Genomic DNA, 18,030 nt, shown 5'->3' on the forward strand with positions numbered 1-18,030 from the left:
GCATTATCAATATAAATGTATGAGTAATTTTAAATTTTCGGGTCACGACACTTTTCATTGTAGACAACAATGGCTTGCAAAAGGAGTCAAACTAATTGAATCAGAAGGCATTACCGTTTTAAATAGACCTGATATTGCTATTTCAAAATTGGGAGTAGGAAAGAATATGGTACAATCGATACAACATTGGTTGAAGTCGTTTGGACTATTAAATGAAGAACATGCGGTTGTTGATTTTGCTCATCAACTCTTTTTAGGGGAAAAAGCTTATGACCCTTATTTAGAAGACGAAGGTACATTATGGTTGTTGCAATATAAAATTTGTAACACACAATACGCAAGTATTTACCATTTGATTTTTTCGGAATATTTTCAAGATAAAGTAACCTTAGAATTTTCGGAATCACAGATCGTTAATTTTCTTGAAAAACAAATACGCGACAATAACGAACGTGAAGTAAGTAAGAATACTTTAATCTCGGACTACAAAGCTTTTACAAAATCGTATGCGACCCCTACAAAATCATTAAAAACTATCGAAGATGACTTTAATGCGCCTTTGTTGGAGCTTGATTTAATTTCTTCACTGGATAGCAAAAATGAAAATGGGCAAACTGTTTACCGCATTAACAAAGTGCAACGAGATTCTCTACCTACAGCAATATTTGCCTATTGTTTACTTGATTACTTATCTGACCGAAACGAAATTGGTTATGATGAGCTACGAAGAACTATTGGGTCTTATTTCTGCCTATCTAATGACGGGTTAGATCAACAAATTGAATCTTTGTGTAGTTCTTATCCGGAATTTATCTACAAGGACGACGCAGGTGTTAGACAACTTCAAATAAAAGGAACCACAACAGATTACCCAAGCAATTTATTAGCATCGTATTATGGAGTATAATAATATCTCAACAAATATATTAAGAGACGAGTCGAAAGACTTGAATTATGTAGTTACCCCTAATGCTATTCAAATTTATGAACGAATTGTTAGTAATAGCGGGCGAGGTAATAAATCATTTACCTTAATTGGAAACTATGGGACAGGTAAATCAACCTTTTTGTGGGCATTAGAAAAAAACTTATTAAAAGAAAAGATTTATTTCAGTAATAACTACGAAACAGGAGTTAACTCCTTTGAATTCATTAAATTAATTGGTGATTCTAATTCGTTAACCGATGCATTACTTAAAAGCCTGAAACTCGAAAGCGGTGACTCTAAAACAATACTTGAAGCACTTGAACTACGAAGAGTAAAAGCGGCTAAAAAGAACAAAGGATTAGTTCTTGTCATTGATGAGTTTGGTAAGTTTTTGGAATACATCTCAAAGAACAAGCAGCAAAATGATTTGTATTTATTGCAAATGATTTCTGAATGGGCTAACGATGACAGCAAGAATGTCTTTTTTATCATCACCTTACACCAAAGCTTTATTTCCTACTCTAGTTCCTTAGATCAATCTGAGAAATTGGAATGGGAAAAAATTAAAGGACGTTTTATAGAGCTCCTATTTAATGAGCCGGTTGAACAGTTGTTGTTTTTTGCATCTAAACGACTTCATCATTTTGAAATTCCAGACAATTTTGATAGTTGTTTTAATGAACTTATCAAGTTAATCAAGAGTAGTAAACTTGTTCCTTTTAGTGATGAAACCACTCGTGACTTAGCACGATCGTTGTATCCTTTAGATTGGTTGTCAGCCAATGTTTTAATGAATGCTTTACAACGCTATGGGCAAAATGAGCGTTCGTTATTTACTTTTTTAAACGATACTACTAAATATTCCATCAATAAATTTGAAGGGAAGTTTTATGCTATATCTCAGGTTTTTGATTATTTGATTAACACCTTAGGAAGTGAAATTTATAGTTTCAATAATCCGCACCGTGCACAATGGCAAACTTGTTTTAGAGCACTCGAGCGCATTGAATTGATTGAAGACAGCAATTACGAACTTTTAGCCTCATTAATTAAAACCATTTGCTTGGCTAATATCTTCACTAAAGCTGGGAGTAAATTTGACAAAAAAACTATTTCAAATTATTTAGCGCGTACCACTGATATTGCTCAATCGGAATTTGAAAAAGGTGTAGACAAATTAGAAAAAACCGGAATCATTCGCTTTTACAAGCACAACAATAAACTTAACTTTTTAGAAGGAACGGATATTGATATTGAACAAGAGTTAGCAGATGTTTCTAAGGAAATCAACCATGACTTTTCGGTTAATGAAGCGATTTCTGATTTGGTGCAGTTTCCTGTTATTCCGGTAAAAAAGAACTCTATAGAAAAAGGTACGCCCCGCTTTTTTGAATTTAAAATTCTAACAGATCTCAACGAAATCACTCAAGCAGAAGGACCAATAGATGGGTACATTAACTTGGTTTTTGATACTGAAATAAAAGAAAAAGCGATTAAAGCTGCTGCTAAAAATTCAGGTAGTAATTTATTTGTACTTTACAAAAACTCAAAAGAAATACACAACGAGATTTTTACCATTAATAAGCTTCAGTTTTTAATTAAAAAACATGCTGAAGATATTAATGCTACCCGCTTGTTGGCACAAGAATTAAAATTCCATACCCAAGAACTTGAAAAATTAGTTTTGGCTAACTTATTTATCAGTGGTAATGAAAATGTATGGTATTACAATGGAAAAGTCTTATCTATAAGCTCGAAGAAACAACTTAATGCTACGCTATCTACTATTTGTGATGAGGTTTATATTAATGCCCCTCATTACCGCAATGAATTGGTAAACAAAGAGTTTATAAGTTCGCAAATTGCAACTGCTAGAAAGTCGTTTATTCGTCACTTACTGCATAAAGAACGCGAAGAGAATTTAGGTTTTCCTGCAGAAAAATTTCCACCTGAAAAATCTATCTATATTACTTTACTAAAAGATACTGGTATTCACCGTGAAATAGATTCGTTACACCATTTTGGATTTACTACTCCAACAGATACAAGCTTTTTACCGCTTTGGAAGGAATGTAATGACTTTGTCAAATCTGCTAGTTCTTCTAGAAGGAACTTAGGTGAACTTTACACTTTATTAAGTAAAGCTCCTTATAAATTAAAAAAGGGATTTGTTGAATTTTGGATTCCTACTTTTTTAATTATCAATAGAGAAGATTTTGCTTTGTTTCATGATGTAAATGGATTTGTTCCGTACATTACTGAAGACGTATTGGATTTGATTCATAAGTCGCCAGCAAACTACTCTATAAAGAGCTACGATGTTTCGGGATTGAAAGTAAACCTACTAGAGAGTTATAAGGAATTGGTTCAAACCAATAACGATGAATTAGGAACCAAAAGTACCTTCTTGGCTATTTTTGGTAATTTCCTACGATTTTATCGCGGCCTGAATGAATACACATTAAACACACGAAAACTATCTAATACTGCCATAAGTTTGCGTGAAGCTATTAAAAACGCTAAGGATCCTGAAGATGCTTTGTTTCAACAATTCCCTAACGCTTTAGGATTTCATTCAATTTCAATTAACGATGACGAATCAAAACTAAAGTCGTACACGGATCACATACAAAATGCTATTCGAGAAATACGAACTGCTTATGATGCTTTGCTTGACCGCATTGAAGAAAAAATTGTAAAAACTTTTTACTGTGAATCTTCTGAGTTTGTTGGTTACAAATTTGAGATTCAAAGTCGATTAAAAAACATCAACTTAAGCTTACTAGGTACTGAGCAATCTATTTTCTACAAACGACTAGTATCTCCTTTGGATGATCGCGCTTCATGGTTGAAATCGGTTGCAGATGCAGCACTAGGCAAACCAATTGACAAGATGATCGATGAGGAAGAATTGTTATTGGTTACTAACTTAGAAGAATATTTACTAGGATTAATTAAGGCTTCTGAACTTCACAAATTTGACGCAACTGATCACCGTAAAATGGTATCTATTCAAATGATTAGTTCGGCAGGAAAGATTTTAGATGATAAAATCATTGTAAGCAATGAGCCCAATGCTGAGGTTGAAATTATTAAAAATCAATTATTAGAAAAATTAACCACCTTAGACACACATAGACGTAAGCAATTACTCATGGAGTTATTGACTACGGAACTAAATGAAAACGTAGTATTATGAGCGAAATAAAACATGTATTAGGAATCTCTGGAGGTAAAGACAGTGCTGCCTTGGCTATTTATATGAGCCGAAAGCATCCTGATATTAATGTGGAATATTATACCTGTGATACCGGAAAAGAGCTTACTGAAACGTATGATCTTATCAATAAATTGAATTCAGTTTTAGGGAAAAACATTCGCCTTTACAAGTCAATCGATGAATTGAACTCGCCGGAGAAAAATCCGTTCGATCACTTTTTAGCGATGTATGGCGGCTATTTACCCTCTGCTACTGCAAGATGGTGTACCGGAAAAATGAAGTTAGAGCCTTTTGAAAATGAGATTGGAAATACCCCTACCATTTCTTATGTTGGTATACGAGGTGACGAAAACCGTGAAGGTTATATCTCAAAAAAGGAAAACATTCAATCGATCTTTCCCTTCCGTAAAAACATTTGGAGTGAAGATGTAATCAAAAAGTTCCTTGCCAACAACAATATGCCTTTTGTAAAAGAACAGTATGAAAAATTGGCACCAGAAGGACAATTGGCGATTATTTTACAATATGTAGAACAACCCATTTCTATGCGTTTTACGCAAAAGCAAAAGCTTAATGCTTTACTCGATAGCAATGTCAAGTTGTTTAACAAAGTTGTTTTTGAGTTTTTAAAAACGACAGATTATCCTGTAGGTAAGCTGGAAAGCTTTTCGTTAATTGAGAATGATGAGGTTTTGGGCATTAATGAAATCTTTAAAATACTTGATGATTCAGGAGTGGGTATTCCCGCCTATTATTTACCCTTAGAATATGAGGTAGAAATTAATGGTGAACTTAAAAAGGGAAGTTACTCTAGAAGCCGTTCGGGCTGTTTCTTTTGTTTCTACCAACAAAAAATTGAATGGGTGTGGCTATTAGAACAGCATCCTGATTTGTTTGAAGCCGCTATTACTTATGAAAAAGATGGTTATAGCTGGATGGAAGAACATTTGGAGGACTTAAAACGTCCGGAGCGTGTTATGGCCATTAAAAAAGAACACTATTTACGAACACAAAAAACTAAAGCTAACGCAAAAACGTCAACTAGCTGGCAAGATGAAATTTTAGAGTCGGAAGGCGAAGGTTGCGCGAGTTGTTTTATATAGATAGTAAATATGAAAATTAAAGATCTAGACTATCAAACTTTCTTATACTACTCAGATAACAACTACAATGAAATACCGCAAGAAAAAGGAATTTATTATTGGGTATATTATCCTGATATTGACCCTAAATTATCTGGTGATAAATTTGTAGAAGATCTAAAAAAATATTCTGAAGTTAGTTTGAGTTTACCCGAATATTTTAGTGATCAAAAATTCCATGGTATGATTAATGAGATTTGGTTTGATCACACCGACGAAAATTCTGTATTTGGTTTATCAAGAAAACGTTCTGCACAATTAATAGAATACCTAAATTTATCAGAACATAACAGAAAGAACTTTGTCGATTTTTTCAAAAATCTATGTTTTTCCAGACCATTTTATGTAGGAATGACCGAAAATCTTAAAACGAGACTTTCTTCACATTTGGCAGGTACCGGCTCTGATATATTAACAAATATCGAAAGTCTTAACATAAAGAAAAACAACATATGGATATCTTACTCAATATTTCCAGAAGAATTTGATTCTAAATTAATCAAAATACATGAAGAGATATATCAACGATTTGTAAAACCAGGATTAACAAAAAAATTTGGATAATGGATATAGAAAAATTAAAGAGTCTTAATAACCAATTTAATAAATCTAGCATAGATTTATCAAATGTTTACGAGGTATATCAAGGTGGATTTGGGGCAACTGGAAGTGAAATTGGCTCATATATATCAAGCACGACAGTTAAAGAATTATCCGATGATCTTATAACATTTGAAAAATTATTAAAGATTAAGAAATGGCCTGTTTCTAAAATTTTACAACGGGAAGTAAGTATACCCAGAGTTGATGAAATAGCTAGAAAATTTATTCAAGGTAATGATAAAGTTAAATATTTCCCTCCAATAGTGGTCGCATTATTGCCTAGGGACGGTGAAAATATGGCTGAAAAATATACTGAATCTATTGAAGATGATTATACCACAGCTGCTCTTGCAAAATTGCTGTCCAATTCAAATTTTTCAAATAAAGGTTTAGAAAAAGAAATATTAGAAGGGGAAAGATTATCTAATGCAAAAGGACTTTTTATTGCGAGACCTTTCGAATCAATTAATTTCAATCTGTTCGCTTGGGACAAATCTAAATATTTTGCCATTGTTATAGATGGACAGCATAGATTTGAATCATTAAAAAAAGCTTCAAAAGACCCTAGCTCAGAATATAATTTATGGAAGCAAGAGGTTATTTTTATTGATGGCAGTAATCTTTCTATCTCATCAGAAGATAGAGAACTTAATCCAATTAATTTTTATCGAAAAATTTTTATCGATATTAATAAACACCCTGTCCAAGTTTCAAAAGCTAAACAAATCATTATGGATGACAACGATTTAGCCTCTTTGTTCGTACAATCAATAGTTGATGATGATCAATGTGAAGAATCAAAATATATTAAACCAGAACTAATTGACTGGCATACGACTGCTTCAAAACATGAATTACCATATGTAACAAGTGTGTTAAATCTTCATAGTATTTTTCATGAAAAACTATTAAATAAAAAAGACATTTCGAAGATTACCGAATTAAATGACGAAGAAAAAGTACGTCAATGGATTTCTAGACTTAATGATTATTTTTTTATAGACGATACAATTGATGAAAAGGGACTTCCTATAAAAAAACTAAAAGACAGCTTTAATGAATATAAAGAAATTTGGAAGGATGACGAATTTGAACTCTTTAGTTTCGATAGACAAACACTTTTAGTTGCAAAAGAAAATTTTGAAAAAATTTACAGAGAATCATTTATATGCTTTTTTAATAATTTACAACCATACTCTTTACTGATAAGTTTTTTAAGGGAAAAATCAATATTTGATAGAAATTCTGAATTAAGTGATATCGTATTAAAATCTCCTGTAAACAGATTCTCGAAAGAGGAAACACAATTCAGTAAATTAAAACGTGAATGTGAGGAACATTTGAATAAGGACTATTTTATTCTCATGTCTGTTGTAGGCCAAAAAGCTATAATTGATCTATTCTACAACTTTCTTACAACTAACAGAGGTTCCCAAATAACAAACGAAAGACATCTCCAATTAACTAACGAATTTTTAGCTGAATACAACTCTACTATTAAAATAATTAACAAAAGTGGTTATAAGTTATTTGGTGAAGATCAAAAGAATGAAAATTATACAAACTTTATAAATACAGAATATAAAGAATTAACAACCAAATACCCTGGCTTATCAACTAATTTTTGGTCAGATATATTATTTTATGGAAGCAATATAAAGTATAATTCAATAGGCGTTAGAGCTATATCTAAAATTCTAAAATTTTGTATTGAATGTAAAACATTCAATAGTAAAGAAGAAATCGAAAAACTAAACTCTTTGCAGTTAAATGAGTTTAAATCTAGAATAAAAGGATTAATCATGAATGATTATCAAAAGGCAAAGGATAATAATGAGGCAGAAGCTGAGAAGGATGCAGCGGCATACGTTGAATTAAAGATTAATTATATTAAAAGTATTTTCATCAACAACCTATCAAAGTAGCATTTCATAACTATATATAAAAAAAGGTATTTGGTTAAAACTAGATGCCTTTTTTTATGAATTTAAAAATTCCTTTTTATAAAATATCACTTGACTTCTAGCTCCTGGCACATCCCAAGTAAAATTGGAATCAAATTCACAAATCCAATTATACAAATTGTTTACTATTTCTTCCTTTTTAATTTCCCATCTTTGTGGAGTAGGCACGGTGGTCGTATTGATTTGAATCCAATCCACCACACCACCATAACGAAGCGAACTAAATTCCTGCGCTTTAATATATTCCTTTAAAGCTAATATAAAAGGGTGGCTATTGAACTTTGCTTTTAATTCTTCTTTAAATAAAGGATACTCTATTAAAGGATTTATATTATAAATTGCTAAATCGTGAGCGGCACAATTTTGTTCAAAAGTATCGTACTCATCGTCTTTGCGTGCTATATCGTATAAATCATCAGGAGATTTACACATTGGAAGCTGCGACATCAAAAAATGATCAACAGTACCTTTTTTTGTAGTCAATTCAGGAAATTCTATAATTGGCTGTACCGTTTTATCAACTACCTCTTTGATCTTACCGTACAATTCATTATCAACATATTCACTTGAAGCGATTACTTTGTTTAAATAATACAGATCTTCGATTTTAATTCCTTCAGCTAAACCATTTAATTCAAAATTACAATTGGCAGCTTCTCCAACTCCTTTACCCGTAACATTTGCGGAACCAAAAAGAACTTTGTCTTCATTATTCCAAAAAGCCTTCATATGAAGCCTTGTATTCCTATACAAAGCAATATTATTGTCTAGGCAATATTTATATAATTCTAAGTCAGAAACTCCTTTACACAGGTCTTCGATTTCCCAACGTACCACAATTTGTTTGATCCGTTCTAAATGGTTTATTGCTTTAAGCTCTTGCAACTTTATATAAGCTGAAAATAAAGTAATGGATTCACTATCATTAATGAAATCCATTACTCCTTTATTTAAATTATGTTGGCTTTTGTAAAGCATATTTAGTCTTCAATGTCCATAAAATCTCTGGCTACTTTCCCCCACTCACGTCTAAATTGTTGGGCTCTTTCTTTGAAATTACCTATTTGCTCGTCCTCATATCGAGCCCACGATAAAAGTAAAAGCTTGATTCCTAAAGATGCTTTTTTCAATCTTTCTTCATATGACATTTCAGTACTAAGTTCGTTGTCATCTAAGATTTCCATTAAATTTCTATAAGCGGGATGGTTTACATTTAATTGAACAAGCACTTTATCGTACTTCACATTTACTGAAAAAAATGCATCTGAGTCTAGGGAGGTACTACTTATGACATACTTTTCATCGAACTTTATTAAATTTTCAATTTCTTCTTCAGATAATCCCTCGTCCTTTAGTTCTTCAGTTACTATATCAATATCTTGATCTTTTATATGAGGGTTATTATCACTAACAGATTTTTTTCCTTCACTTTCCCTTTTTTCTGAAGCATCAGTAGCTATGCTTTCTGGAGTATTTGAATCTTTAGTATGTCTTGCTTTTTCTCCACCACTTCCTTCTTTTTGACTTTGGATTAGGCTCCTAATAGTTGATAATTTACTATTTATGTCTAATATAATATTTACTAAAACTTTTTTTGGATCTTCTTCGTCAAATTCATCATTTATCTCCTCTTTTGAAATCAAATTATCCTCAACACCTTTAACAATTGAAGCTACTTCGGTAAAATTTGAGGCATATTGTTTGTTATTTGTAACCCCAAAAACTTCATCTAATTCAGGTTCAAATTCTACTTCACAACCCCACCATCGTTCTCTTGTATTATGTCCAATGGTTAATGATTTGTCTAAAAGTAGCTCTCTATTGGCTCTCAATATTGAAATACCAATATTTGTCTTTGCGTGTTTACCATAAGGTAAATCACCCGCGTTTCTGACATTTGCTCTTGATTCTGGTTTTGAATATGAAAATCTAACTTTAATTTGAGATTCTATCTCACCATATTTAACAGGATAAATAATGTCATTTCCCCATTTTTCAAACATTGGTTTGTCGTGAAATGGATCAGGACAAGCTGTATTTGACATTAAATACAGAGGATCATTTGGTTTAGCTAAAACATTAATCGTCGGTTTGTCATAATTTGAGGTATTATAGGCTAAAAACTTAATTTCAGCTTTTTTTGAATCAATGAAATACCTATACATTCTACCTATTAAACTTTCCGAGTGTTTAAAAATACTGGTTGCAGTTTTCCAATTACAACGATCTAAATTTGACCATAAAACGAGAGTTCCACTTTGTGAATCTTTCATTAAGTTGCTTATTTTAATATATTCGCTAGGAATTTCTTTCGAAATTGGCTCAGGAACATCAGTCATTATTCCTTTCTCAATTTCCGTTACGCATAAATAACTATAAATAGCACTATTTAGACCATTTTTCCAAGTCCAAACTTCAACTTTTTTAGCTTGCGAGATAGAAGAAGATGGTAAGCCCATCCCAAATTTTCCCATTCCTTTTTGGTTTTCAGGATTCAAATTCGTTCCATTTCCAAATTGTAAAGCTCTGTAAAGCACATCTTCGTTCATCCCCGAACCATTATCAATTACTGCTATTCGATGTAATTGAGAACGAACACTGCTTTTTAATTGTATATCCTGCTCTAAACAAACTAATTCAACATTTTTTGATTTGTGCTGAATGGAATTATCTATTAATTCTGCAATTGCCGAAGCGGCGTTCTTATAACCATTGTCCCTAAGAGATCTAATAGCTAAATTAGGAGGTATAATCATATTTTTAAAGGTTAAATTTTATTTACCAAACATCTTCCCAATTGAAAAATGCTTCTGAAACTTTATCAAATCCAGGGAGTTTTGTATCAACTACAGTTACAATTTCAGCTTCTTCGTTTCCACCTGCTTTTGGACCACGTATCACTCGTCCCACCATTTGGCTATATAACACTAAAGAATCAGTTGGCCTAGTTATAACAGCACAACTTGTCTTAGGGGCGTCAAAACCAGTAGTCAAAACTCCATAATTACATAATATAATTGGTTTATCTTCGTCTGATTTAAATCTGCTTATTGCATTTTTTCTAACTTGATTATCTGTTTCAGATGAAATTGAATAAACTTCTATATCAAAAGCAGAGAGAGTTAAAGCTAAAACATTTGAATGCTTTACATTCATTGCAAAAACTATAATTCTGTTGTGCTTATTAATTAACGATTTGATTTTGGAGCAAATCAAGATATTACGTGCACTATCTACAGAAAGACGATCTAAGAATGTTTTAGATAATTGAAGTTCATCTTTAAGAAAATTTAAATCATTTTGCGTTGGAGCAATCCCCCCATCATATAACAATGAACTATTTATAGTTTTCGCTAGGTATCCTTCTTGAATTAGGTAATCAACCGGGTTATCATAACCTTCCACCATAAGCGTAACTTTTTGCTTTTCAAAATAGTTACTTAACAACAAGTCTTCTTCAGGATTATTCCAAGTTCTTCCAGGGGTAGCAGATAGTCCAAGAAGCTTAGCATCTTTAAAGAGTAGAATATCTATTGCTAATTTGTATTTTGGTGCAATAGACATGTGTGCCTCGTCCATAATTACCAAACCACATTCACCTGAAAGTTTTGTAGCAATTTCAGATTTTATAGAATACAAATTAATAAATGATTGCAAACTGAATATAATAAAACAGTTTTTTATTGCTGGATCAAATTGATTTCCTCCCCAAATATTCTGTTTTTGAATTTGTCTATTCCCTAGTTTACTCCATGCTTTGTCGAATTCATCTGAAGCTTGTCTGCATAATTCTTCAGTATTGGCAAACCAGATAACTTTTTTATCTAAATTATTTCGAAGGTATTCGCATATTAAATTCATACTAGTTCTAGTTTTACCAGAACCAGTTGGCATGTGTAATAATACTTTGGTTTTATTATTTACAAATAGAATTTCCTTTACTTTATTTAATGCTATTATTTGATGTAGAAATGAAGGATACGCAGGGGATACATCTTTAAATGGTTCAACGCTTTCTTTTGTAATTGGCTTGTATTCTAATCCAAAAAACTGACATAATCTACTTTTTACTAAATCATTAAATTTCAAGTCTTCTAAAGCTTGCCAAGGATGGTCTTTTACGAATTTTAATGACAAAAATTCACAAAGAATAATTGCATCCTCCTTAGCAATTTTTGGTACTATTTTCTTGAATACCGTAGGCTCAGTTAAAATGCCTTCATATCCATAAACATTTAATAAAGCTGCTTTGAGTTTAGGAATCGTAATAGTTTGATCACTTAAACCAGTTATAATAGTTAGTGATTCACCGAGTATATCTTGAAGGCAACCTTCATCAATTTTATCAATTAATTTATTAATATCCATTATTTATTGAATTTTGGTCAAAACAGCATAAACAAAAACCAAATACATCGTTAATTTTTAATCAATTAACCCCACCCTACTATGCTATCAATCTTTTTAGTAAGTTTTAATTTAGTAAGTTCTCATTAAACACGTATAGTAATTGTTTTGCTCTACTTGCCTGTGTATACAAGTTCTTTTTACTCGGAATGTTTTGTGCGTCTAAAATAAACACCACATCGGCTTCAAGCCCTTTAAAGACATTAATGGTAGTTTGAGCTACACAATTTTCGTCCTTACCATATTCTCGATCAAAGGTGGTTATCAATCTTTTATCCCCTAATGTTTTTACTCCTTTTAAACTAGAACCGTTTTCTCCATTATTGGTTAAAACCATAATTTGATTGGGTCTAATTCCTTTATTCAACAACTTATGGATTTGATTGTCTAATTCGGCAATTTGCCCTTCATTATCCTCAAACTGTATGTATTTTACTGGTTGCCCATCGGGAGATCCTTCCATTGGAATCATCGTTGCCTCTGGTAAGGCTTCTTTTAGCTTATCGATAATCAACTTTGTATTTCTACAATTTTCTTCTAAATGACATTTTGTAATATCACGGTGATGTGGCACTCCTTTAAAAGTCTCGAATATGTTTTGATTTTCATCCATTAAAAACAAAAAGCGTCCTTCCTTCTTTAATACCTTATTTAACAACTCCAACCAATTTTCTCTAAAGTCCTGACCTTCATCTATGATTAACACATCATACATAGGTTCAACAATCATTTCTTTGGCTTTGTTAGGAATATAGGTTATGAAAAAGTCATCACTTTCTTTAGTGTTATTGAATGAGGGATTGGTTTCGGCTATACGTTTTGCCCAATAGTGGAAATTGGTAAATTCAACTTTATAGTCTTGTGGAATATTTTGGTTGCGTGAACGGTGTCTTAACTCAGTAGCTAGCGCTTTATTAAAACAAACATACATTACCTTTAATCCTTGCTCGGCATACTCCAGCGCCTTATTATAAGCAATAAATGTTTTACCTGAACCGGCCGGTCCTTGTACACAAATATTCTGGTTTTTATCTATGTATTTAAAAATCTTAGCTTGTGCATTTGTAAGCTTTTTAAACGTCAATTCATTCTCTTCAAATTCTTTGTGTAAGGGTTTAAAGAAGCCCACACTTCGAAGTAAATTGGTTTGAAACTTAAGAAAATCAGCCATAGGAGCTCCTGCTCTAGTACTTTTTTGCAACAGTTCATTACATAGATGTGGTATTGCTTTATCGACATAACTTAAAGAGTGAGCATCTAACAAACGGTCCTTAGACACATTGGTAGGCAACCATTCATTTTCTCTTATTGTTACATCTGGAAACCATAAAACCCAATGAAAAGTTACATTTTGGGACAAAAACTTAAATCGCTTAACCAAACTATTCATACTTGAGGAAGCTTGATCGTTTGGTGCTTTGGTCATTGGTCTAGCATTCTGGGTCCATACTTTGTTTACACCATCGTATGCCATATTTCCCCCTTTTACCTCAACGACGATAATCGCATTTAACTTTCCATTTCTATGGTCAGCAATTATGAAATCTAATTCATATTCATTTTTCTCAGCAGGATGTATTGAAGTAAATTGTTGGTTGTAAAAAATTGTAAAATCCTCATCCGGTAATTTGGCTAATGCATTATAGACTTTTTCCTCGGCACTGTTATTATTTTGGTAGGTAGCAGGATAAATCATTATTTTATTTCGGTTATTAATGTGGTTATTAGTTGGTCAATTTGGTTTTCTGATGTTGATTTATCTAGTGAAATTCTAATACACTGGTTACATTCGATATCCGTTAAACCCATTGCTTTTAACACATGGGAACTTTGAATGATTTGAGAGGTACAAGCGGAACCATTGCTTAACGCTATATTTGTCATCTTAGGAATAAAAACATTCGCATTTAAACCTGGAATAAAAATATCTAAAATGCTATTTACTTTTGAATTAGGAGTACCAATTATAAAAGCACCTTTAATTTCTTCTAGCTTAGTGATCAAATATTTATGAAGAACTTCTGTTATTCGTGAATTTGATTCTGACTCTTCTTTCGCAATTTGACAAGCTTTACCTAGTCCAACTATAAGTGGAGTATTATATGTACCAGCTCTGAGACCATTTTCTTGTCCACCTCCATGCATCAGAGGAGTCAGTTCAATATTTTTCTTCTTGAACAACACTCCTACTCCTTTTGGGCCATTTAGTTTGTGTGCGCTTATACAAAGCATATCTATATTATCAACAACTACATCAACAGGTATTCTACCTACTGCTTGTGTAGCATCACAGAAAAAAGGAATGTTATTTTCACTTGCAATAGCACCTATTTGCTTGATTGGTTGTATAACCCCAGTTTCATTATTCACATACATTATTGCAATTAAAAAGGTTTCTGGTTTAATTGCTTTTTTTAAATCCTCCAAAGAAATTAAACCACCATGATCAACTTCAAGGTAAGTAACTTCGACGCCTCGTTCTTCCAAATATTTACAGGTATCTAAAACTGCTTTGTGTTCGGTTTTTACAGTAATAATATGATTTCCTTTTCCAAAATTTGATTCTACGAATCCTTTGATTGCCATGTTAATAGATTCTGTAGCTCCAGATGTAAATATGATTTCACTAGGCATACTGTTGATTAAATCAGAAACTTGATTTCGTGCTATTTCAATCGCTTGATTTGCTTTTTTGCCAAATTCATGGATGCTAGATGCATTTCCAAAAAAATCATTAAAGTAAGGCAACATGACTTCAAGAACTCTTTTATCAATTTTTGTAGTTGAAGCATTATCGAAATAATAAATCTGCATAACTTTTTAAATGAATTACAATAATACGAAAAACAATGTGATTAAAATTGAGGAAAACCATAATAAAATGTAAATCTATAAGAAATATTAAGAAAAAAATAACCCGAGATTAATTTTAAATTAAAATTTTACTAAATATAACGTTACATGACTTTAATGGAAATAAATTAATAATTTCTTCTATTTTTAGAACTCTATATTAATTGTTAATTCTACCGATTTACGATAAGATATTCTACTTTTAAAATTTACAGAAATATCTAAAATTCCCCCTAAAGCTATTAAACTAGAAGCAACGTCTAAACTCTCATTTATCTCACTTGTAGTCATTAACTTAATTTGTTGACTTGATAAAAGGTTTCTATCATCAGGATTTCTAGATTCCACTAAAGCTTTGACTTCTGGATCTATTTCCAAACCATATTCATCTAATTTTTCCAAAGCTTTTGGATAGTCTGGAATTGCTCCAGGATATTTATTAATTAAGGAAAAGGCTTTCTTTGTATCTTCGTCTAAGCTTTTAACAACATCAATTTTTAAAGTATTAACTTTAAGTTTACCATCGAAACTAAAATCATAATGTTTATTAATTTCATGTTGAGATATACTAAGCACCTCTACTTTTTTCGCTCCTAGAAGTCTAGCTAAATCAGCAGTATTATTTAGTTTTTCTCTTTGAATGATTTCATCACTATCTTCAATATTTATAAAATAATTCTCTTTATATGGGTGTGCAATTAACACTGAATTATTAGCTACTTTTTTATTTCCTAATATTTTATAATTTCTACTAAATTCCGAAATTTTATCATTAGGTAACATAATGATATCTTTAGACATTACTTCCTCGTAATTATCTTCATACCTTGAGGCCATAACATCTTCCTCTCTAGCAAAAACTACAACTTTTGAAGTTATTTTTTTCATTTTGAATAAAATATTTTGTAAAGCAATATTAATATAAGCATTAAAATACTACTTAAAATTACTTTTTTTTTATAATTAGTAATAAATGTAAATTTAATGAATACATCATTTGAATTGGCTTTTGATAATAATTGATTCAGTAATTCTTCATCAATTTCTTTATCGATTAATTTCAGGTTTAGATAAATATTATCTTCTATTTTCTCCATGCTAGATGGCAAATAAAACATAAATGGTAATTTCCTATTATTACAATCCTCACTTTTTAAAACTCCAGTAATAATATAATTACTATTTATTTTTAAAACAGATGATTGAGAATAGTTTTTATCTTTCCAAATTGTTTTAGCATTTGGATTATTAAAAACCATTTCTCTAACGATTTTTACTTTTTGTAAATCACTTTTCATTAAAAGTTGACTTCCATAAAACATATAGTCAAATTCACCATTCGCTTCATTTTGTATCCACATTAACAAATTATTTTCCATCTATTTAAAAAGTTCTTTTTTAAGAATATCCAATTGATTTTTATTAGTTAAATCAATATAAATAGGCTTGTTAATTTTCCCTTCCGAAGCAATTTTACTTATTTTTTCCCAAATTAATTTCTTATTTGTTTGTTCATCTCTTAATTTATCAAAATGAGATGCAATAAGTATTATTTTGATGTCTTCTTTATTAATATTTCTACAAAATTTATTAATAAAGTTTAATCTAGCATTTACTTCTTTAGAGTATGTTTCATTTCTTAAAACCAAGTAGGAATCAAAAATGAAGAAACAAAAATCACTTAATTTAATTTCATCTTTATAATAAGCCTTAACAGCTTGTTCAGTTCCAGCAATATCTTTTCCTTTTTTAATTGTTATTTTTTTTGAGTCCTTTTTTATCACTACTTTGTCTAGATCATTGTGACCAATCGTAGCATCTCTATAACTAGTATTTCTCAAAAAATTATGTAACGTAGTTTTCCCTGAAGAACTTGGTCCTAGTACTGAAACATAAATTTCTTTCTTCTTACTACTTAAAAGTGAATATCTAAATACCCCCATGCCCGCAAGTAAAACTACTCCCCCTATTATAAATGGTAACATTGATTTATGTCTTTAAATTTTAATTCATAGTGAACATTTATCAAATTCACTAATTATTTTTTTAATACTATTACAACTTGTTTTTGAAGTTTTTATAAAAAAGTAAAGAAATTAATACTTCAAACATTTGAAACAAATTACTAATAACTTTAGCTATATATCTTTTTCAATTTGCTCAACAGTTAATATCCTGCTTGCTAATCTATTTCTAGTCTCTTCATCAAATCTAATTTTTACACTATGTAAATAGTTTATGAGCTCCGTTATATCTGAATCTTTTTCTACAACAAGATACTTAATATCATCGGGACTAAAATTTAGTCTTATTTGATTAACTTTATTATTATAGAATTCTTTTTGTTTTTTTGACCTAATTTTGCTTATCCCCACAAAGGGAGCAACTCCTTCTGTATCAAGTTGTGGAACAAATCTCCATTCTCTCTCGTCAGCAAATCTATAATTTTCATTTTCCAATCTTCCTTGCCTCCACAGTTCCCCTTCATAATTCTTAATATATCTATACGTATTCATAACGTTTAAATAGCTTTTATTCAGATTATTAAATTGATTAATATTTTCTACTAAACTTAGATGCGAATAAATCCCTGTTATACCTGAAATCAAATTATCCATTAATTGACAATGTCTATTTATATACATGACTGGACTAAGTCCATTTTTATTAGCCCAATCTTTTGTCAATCCTATACCAAACTTACCATAATTTAGGAAAAACTTCAATTCCGAGAGTTTCAAATCGCAGAATGAAACCATAGGAACTGCAAACTCTCGATTATTTACTGGTCCAATTATTTTTTCTCTTGCATAAGAAACTTTAAATGTACTTTCAAGGATTTGATATAAAAACTCCTTACTTGTAAAATGAAATAATGTTGTTGGGTATAAACTCATTTTTATAGCATAAAAA

The 18,030-nt window shown here is 31.0% G+C and carries 14 protein-coding genes; 5 read left to right on the forward strand and 9 right to left on the reverse strand.

From position 1 onward, the window contains the following. Positions 1-19: 19 nt before the first annotated feature. Genes ACFS5J_RS04050 through ACFS5J_RS04070 form a run of 5 tightly spaced genes read left to right on the forward strand, consistent with a single transcriptional unit; the run spans position 20 to position 7,818 of the window. A complete protein-coding gene (locus ACFS5J_RS04050; protein WP_379810735.1) occupies positions 20-907 on the forward strand; it encodes a DUF4007 family protein in 888 nt (295 codons plus the stop codon). Further along, positions 897-4,127: an ATP-binding protein gene (locus ACFS5J_RS04055; RefSeq protein ID WP_379810737.1), complete on the forward strand. Its 3,231-nt coding sequence runs from the start codon at positions 897-899 to the stop codon at positions 4,125-4,127. Before ACFS5J_RS04050 ends, ACFS5J_RS04055 begins: the two co-directional genes overlap by 11 nt. Beyond that, positions 4,124-5,251 (forward strand): phosphoadenosine phosphosulfate reductase domain-containing protein, encoded by a 1,128-nt coding sequence (locus ACFS5J_RS04060; protein ID WP_379810738.1) that lies wholly within the window; start codon positions 4,124-4,126, stop codon positions 5,249-5,251. The genes ACFS5J_RS04055 and ACFS5J_RS04060 overlap by 4 nt, the downstream gene beginning before the upstream one ends. A 9-nt stretch (positions 5,252-5,260) precedes the next feature. Then, entirely contained in the window at positions 5,261-5,854 is a 594-nt protein-coding gene (locus tag ACFS5J_RS04065; RefSeq protein WP_379810739.1) for a hypothetical protein, read from the forward strand. Then, a complete protein-coding gene (locus tag ACFS5J_RS04070; protein WP_379810740.1) occupies positions 5,854-7,818 on the forward strand; it encodes a hypothetical protein in 1,965 nt (654 codons plus the stop codon). The genes ACFS5J_RS04065 and ACFS5J_RS04070 overlap by 1 nt, the downstream gene beginning before the upstream one ends. A 54-nt stretch (positions 7,819-7,872) precedes the next feature. Here ACFS5J_RS04070 and ACFS5J_RS04075 read toward each other — a convergent pair whose 3' ends face one another. From ACFS5J_RS04075 to ACFS5J_RS04115, 9 genes are all read right to left on the reverse strand, one after another. Next, positions 7,873-8,796: a hypothetical protein gene (locus ACFS5J_RS04075; protein WP_379810741.1), complete on the reverse strand. Its 924-nt coding sequence runs from the start codon at positions 8,794-8,796 to the stop codon at positions 7,873-7,875. A 41-nt stretch (positions 8,797-8,837) separates the two neighbouring features. Then, complete coding sequence (locus ACFS5J_RS04080) at positions 8,838-10,613, reverse strand: ATP-binding protein (protein WP_379810742.1); 1,776 nt, start codon at positions 10,611-10,613, stop codon at positions 8,838-8,840. Between the two features lie 22 nt (positions 10,614-10,635). Further along, entirely contained in the window at positions 10,636-12,225 is a 1,590-nt protein-coding gene (locus ACFS5J_RS04085; RefSeq protein ID WP_379810743.1) for a DEAD/DEAH box helicase, read from the reverse strand. Between the two features lie 106 nt (positions 12,226-12,331). Beyond that, positions 12,332-13,960, reverse strand: coding sequence for a UvrD-helicase domain-containing protein (locus ACFS5J_RS04090; RefSeq protein ID WP_379810744.1), 1,629 nt, complete (start codon positions 13,958-13,960; stop codon positions 12,332-12,334). Next, complete coding sequence (locus tag ACFS5J_RS04095; RefSeq protein ID WP_379810745.1) at positions 13,960-15,078, reverse strand: cysteine desulfurase family protein; 1,119 nt, start codon at positions 15,076-15,078, stop codon at positions 13,960-13,962. Before ACFS5J_RS04095 ends, ACFS5J_RS04090 begins: the two co-directional genes overlap by 1 nt. 186 nt (positions 15,079-15,264) lie before the next feature. Beyond that, positions 15,265-16,005, reverse strand: coding sequence for a hypothetical protein (locus ACFS5J_RS04100; protein ID WP_379810746.1), 741 nt, complete (start codon positions 16,003-16,005; stop codon positions 15,265-15,267). Next, positions 16,002-16,496: a hypothetical protein gene (locus ACFS5J_RS04105; RefSeq protein WP_379810747.1), complete on the reverse strand. Its 495-nt coding sequence runs from the start codon at positions 16,494-16,496 to the stop codon at positions 16,002-16,004. The genes ACFS5J_RS04100 and ACFS5J_RS04105 overlap by 4 nt, the downstream gene beginning before the upstream one ends. Continuing rightward, positions 16,497-17,102 (reverse strand): GTPase domain-containing protein, encoded by a 606-nt coding sequence (locus ACFS5J_RS04110; RefSeq protein ID WP_379810748.1) that lies wholly within the window; start codon positions 17,100-17,102, stop codon positions 16,497-16,499. Positions 17,103-17,255: 153 nt separating this feature from the next. Continuing rightward, positions 17,256-18,014, reverse strand: coding sequence for an abortive infection system antitoxin AbiGi family protein (locus ACFS5J_RS04115; RefSeq protein WP_379810749.1), 759 nt, complete (start codon positions 18,012-18,014; stop codon positions 17,256-17,258). Positions 18,015-18,030 lie beyond the last annotated feature (16 nt).

The organism is Flavobacterium chuncheonense, from assembly GCF_042686145.1.
GTDB lineage: Bacteria > Bacteroidota > Bacteroidia > Flavobacteriales > Flavobacteriaceae > Flavobacterium > Flavobacterium chuncheonense.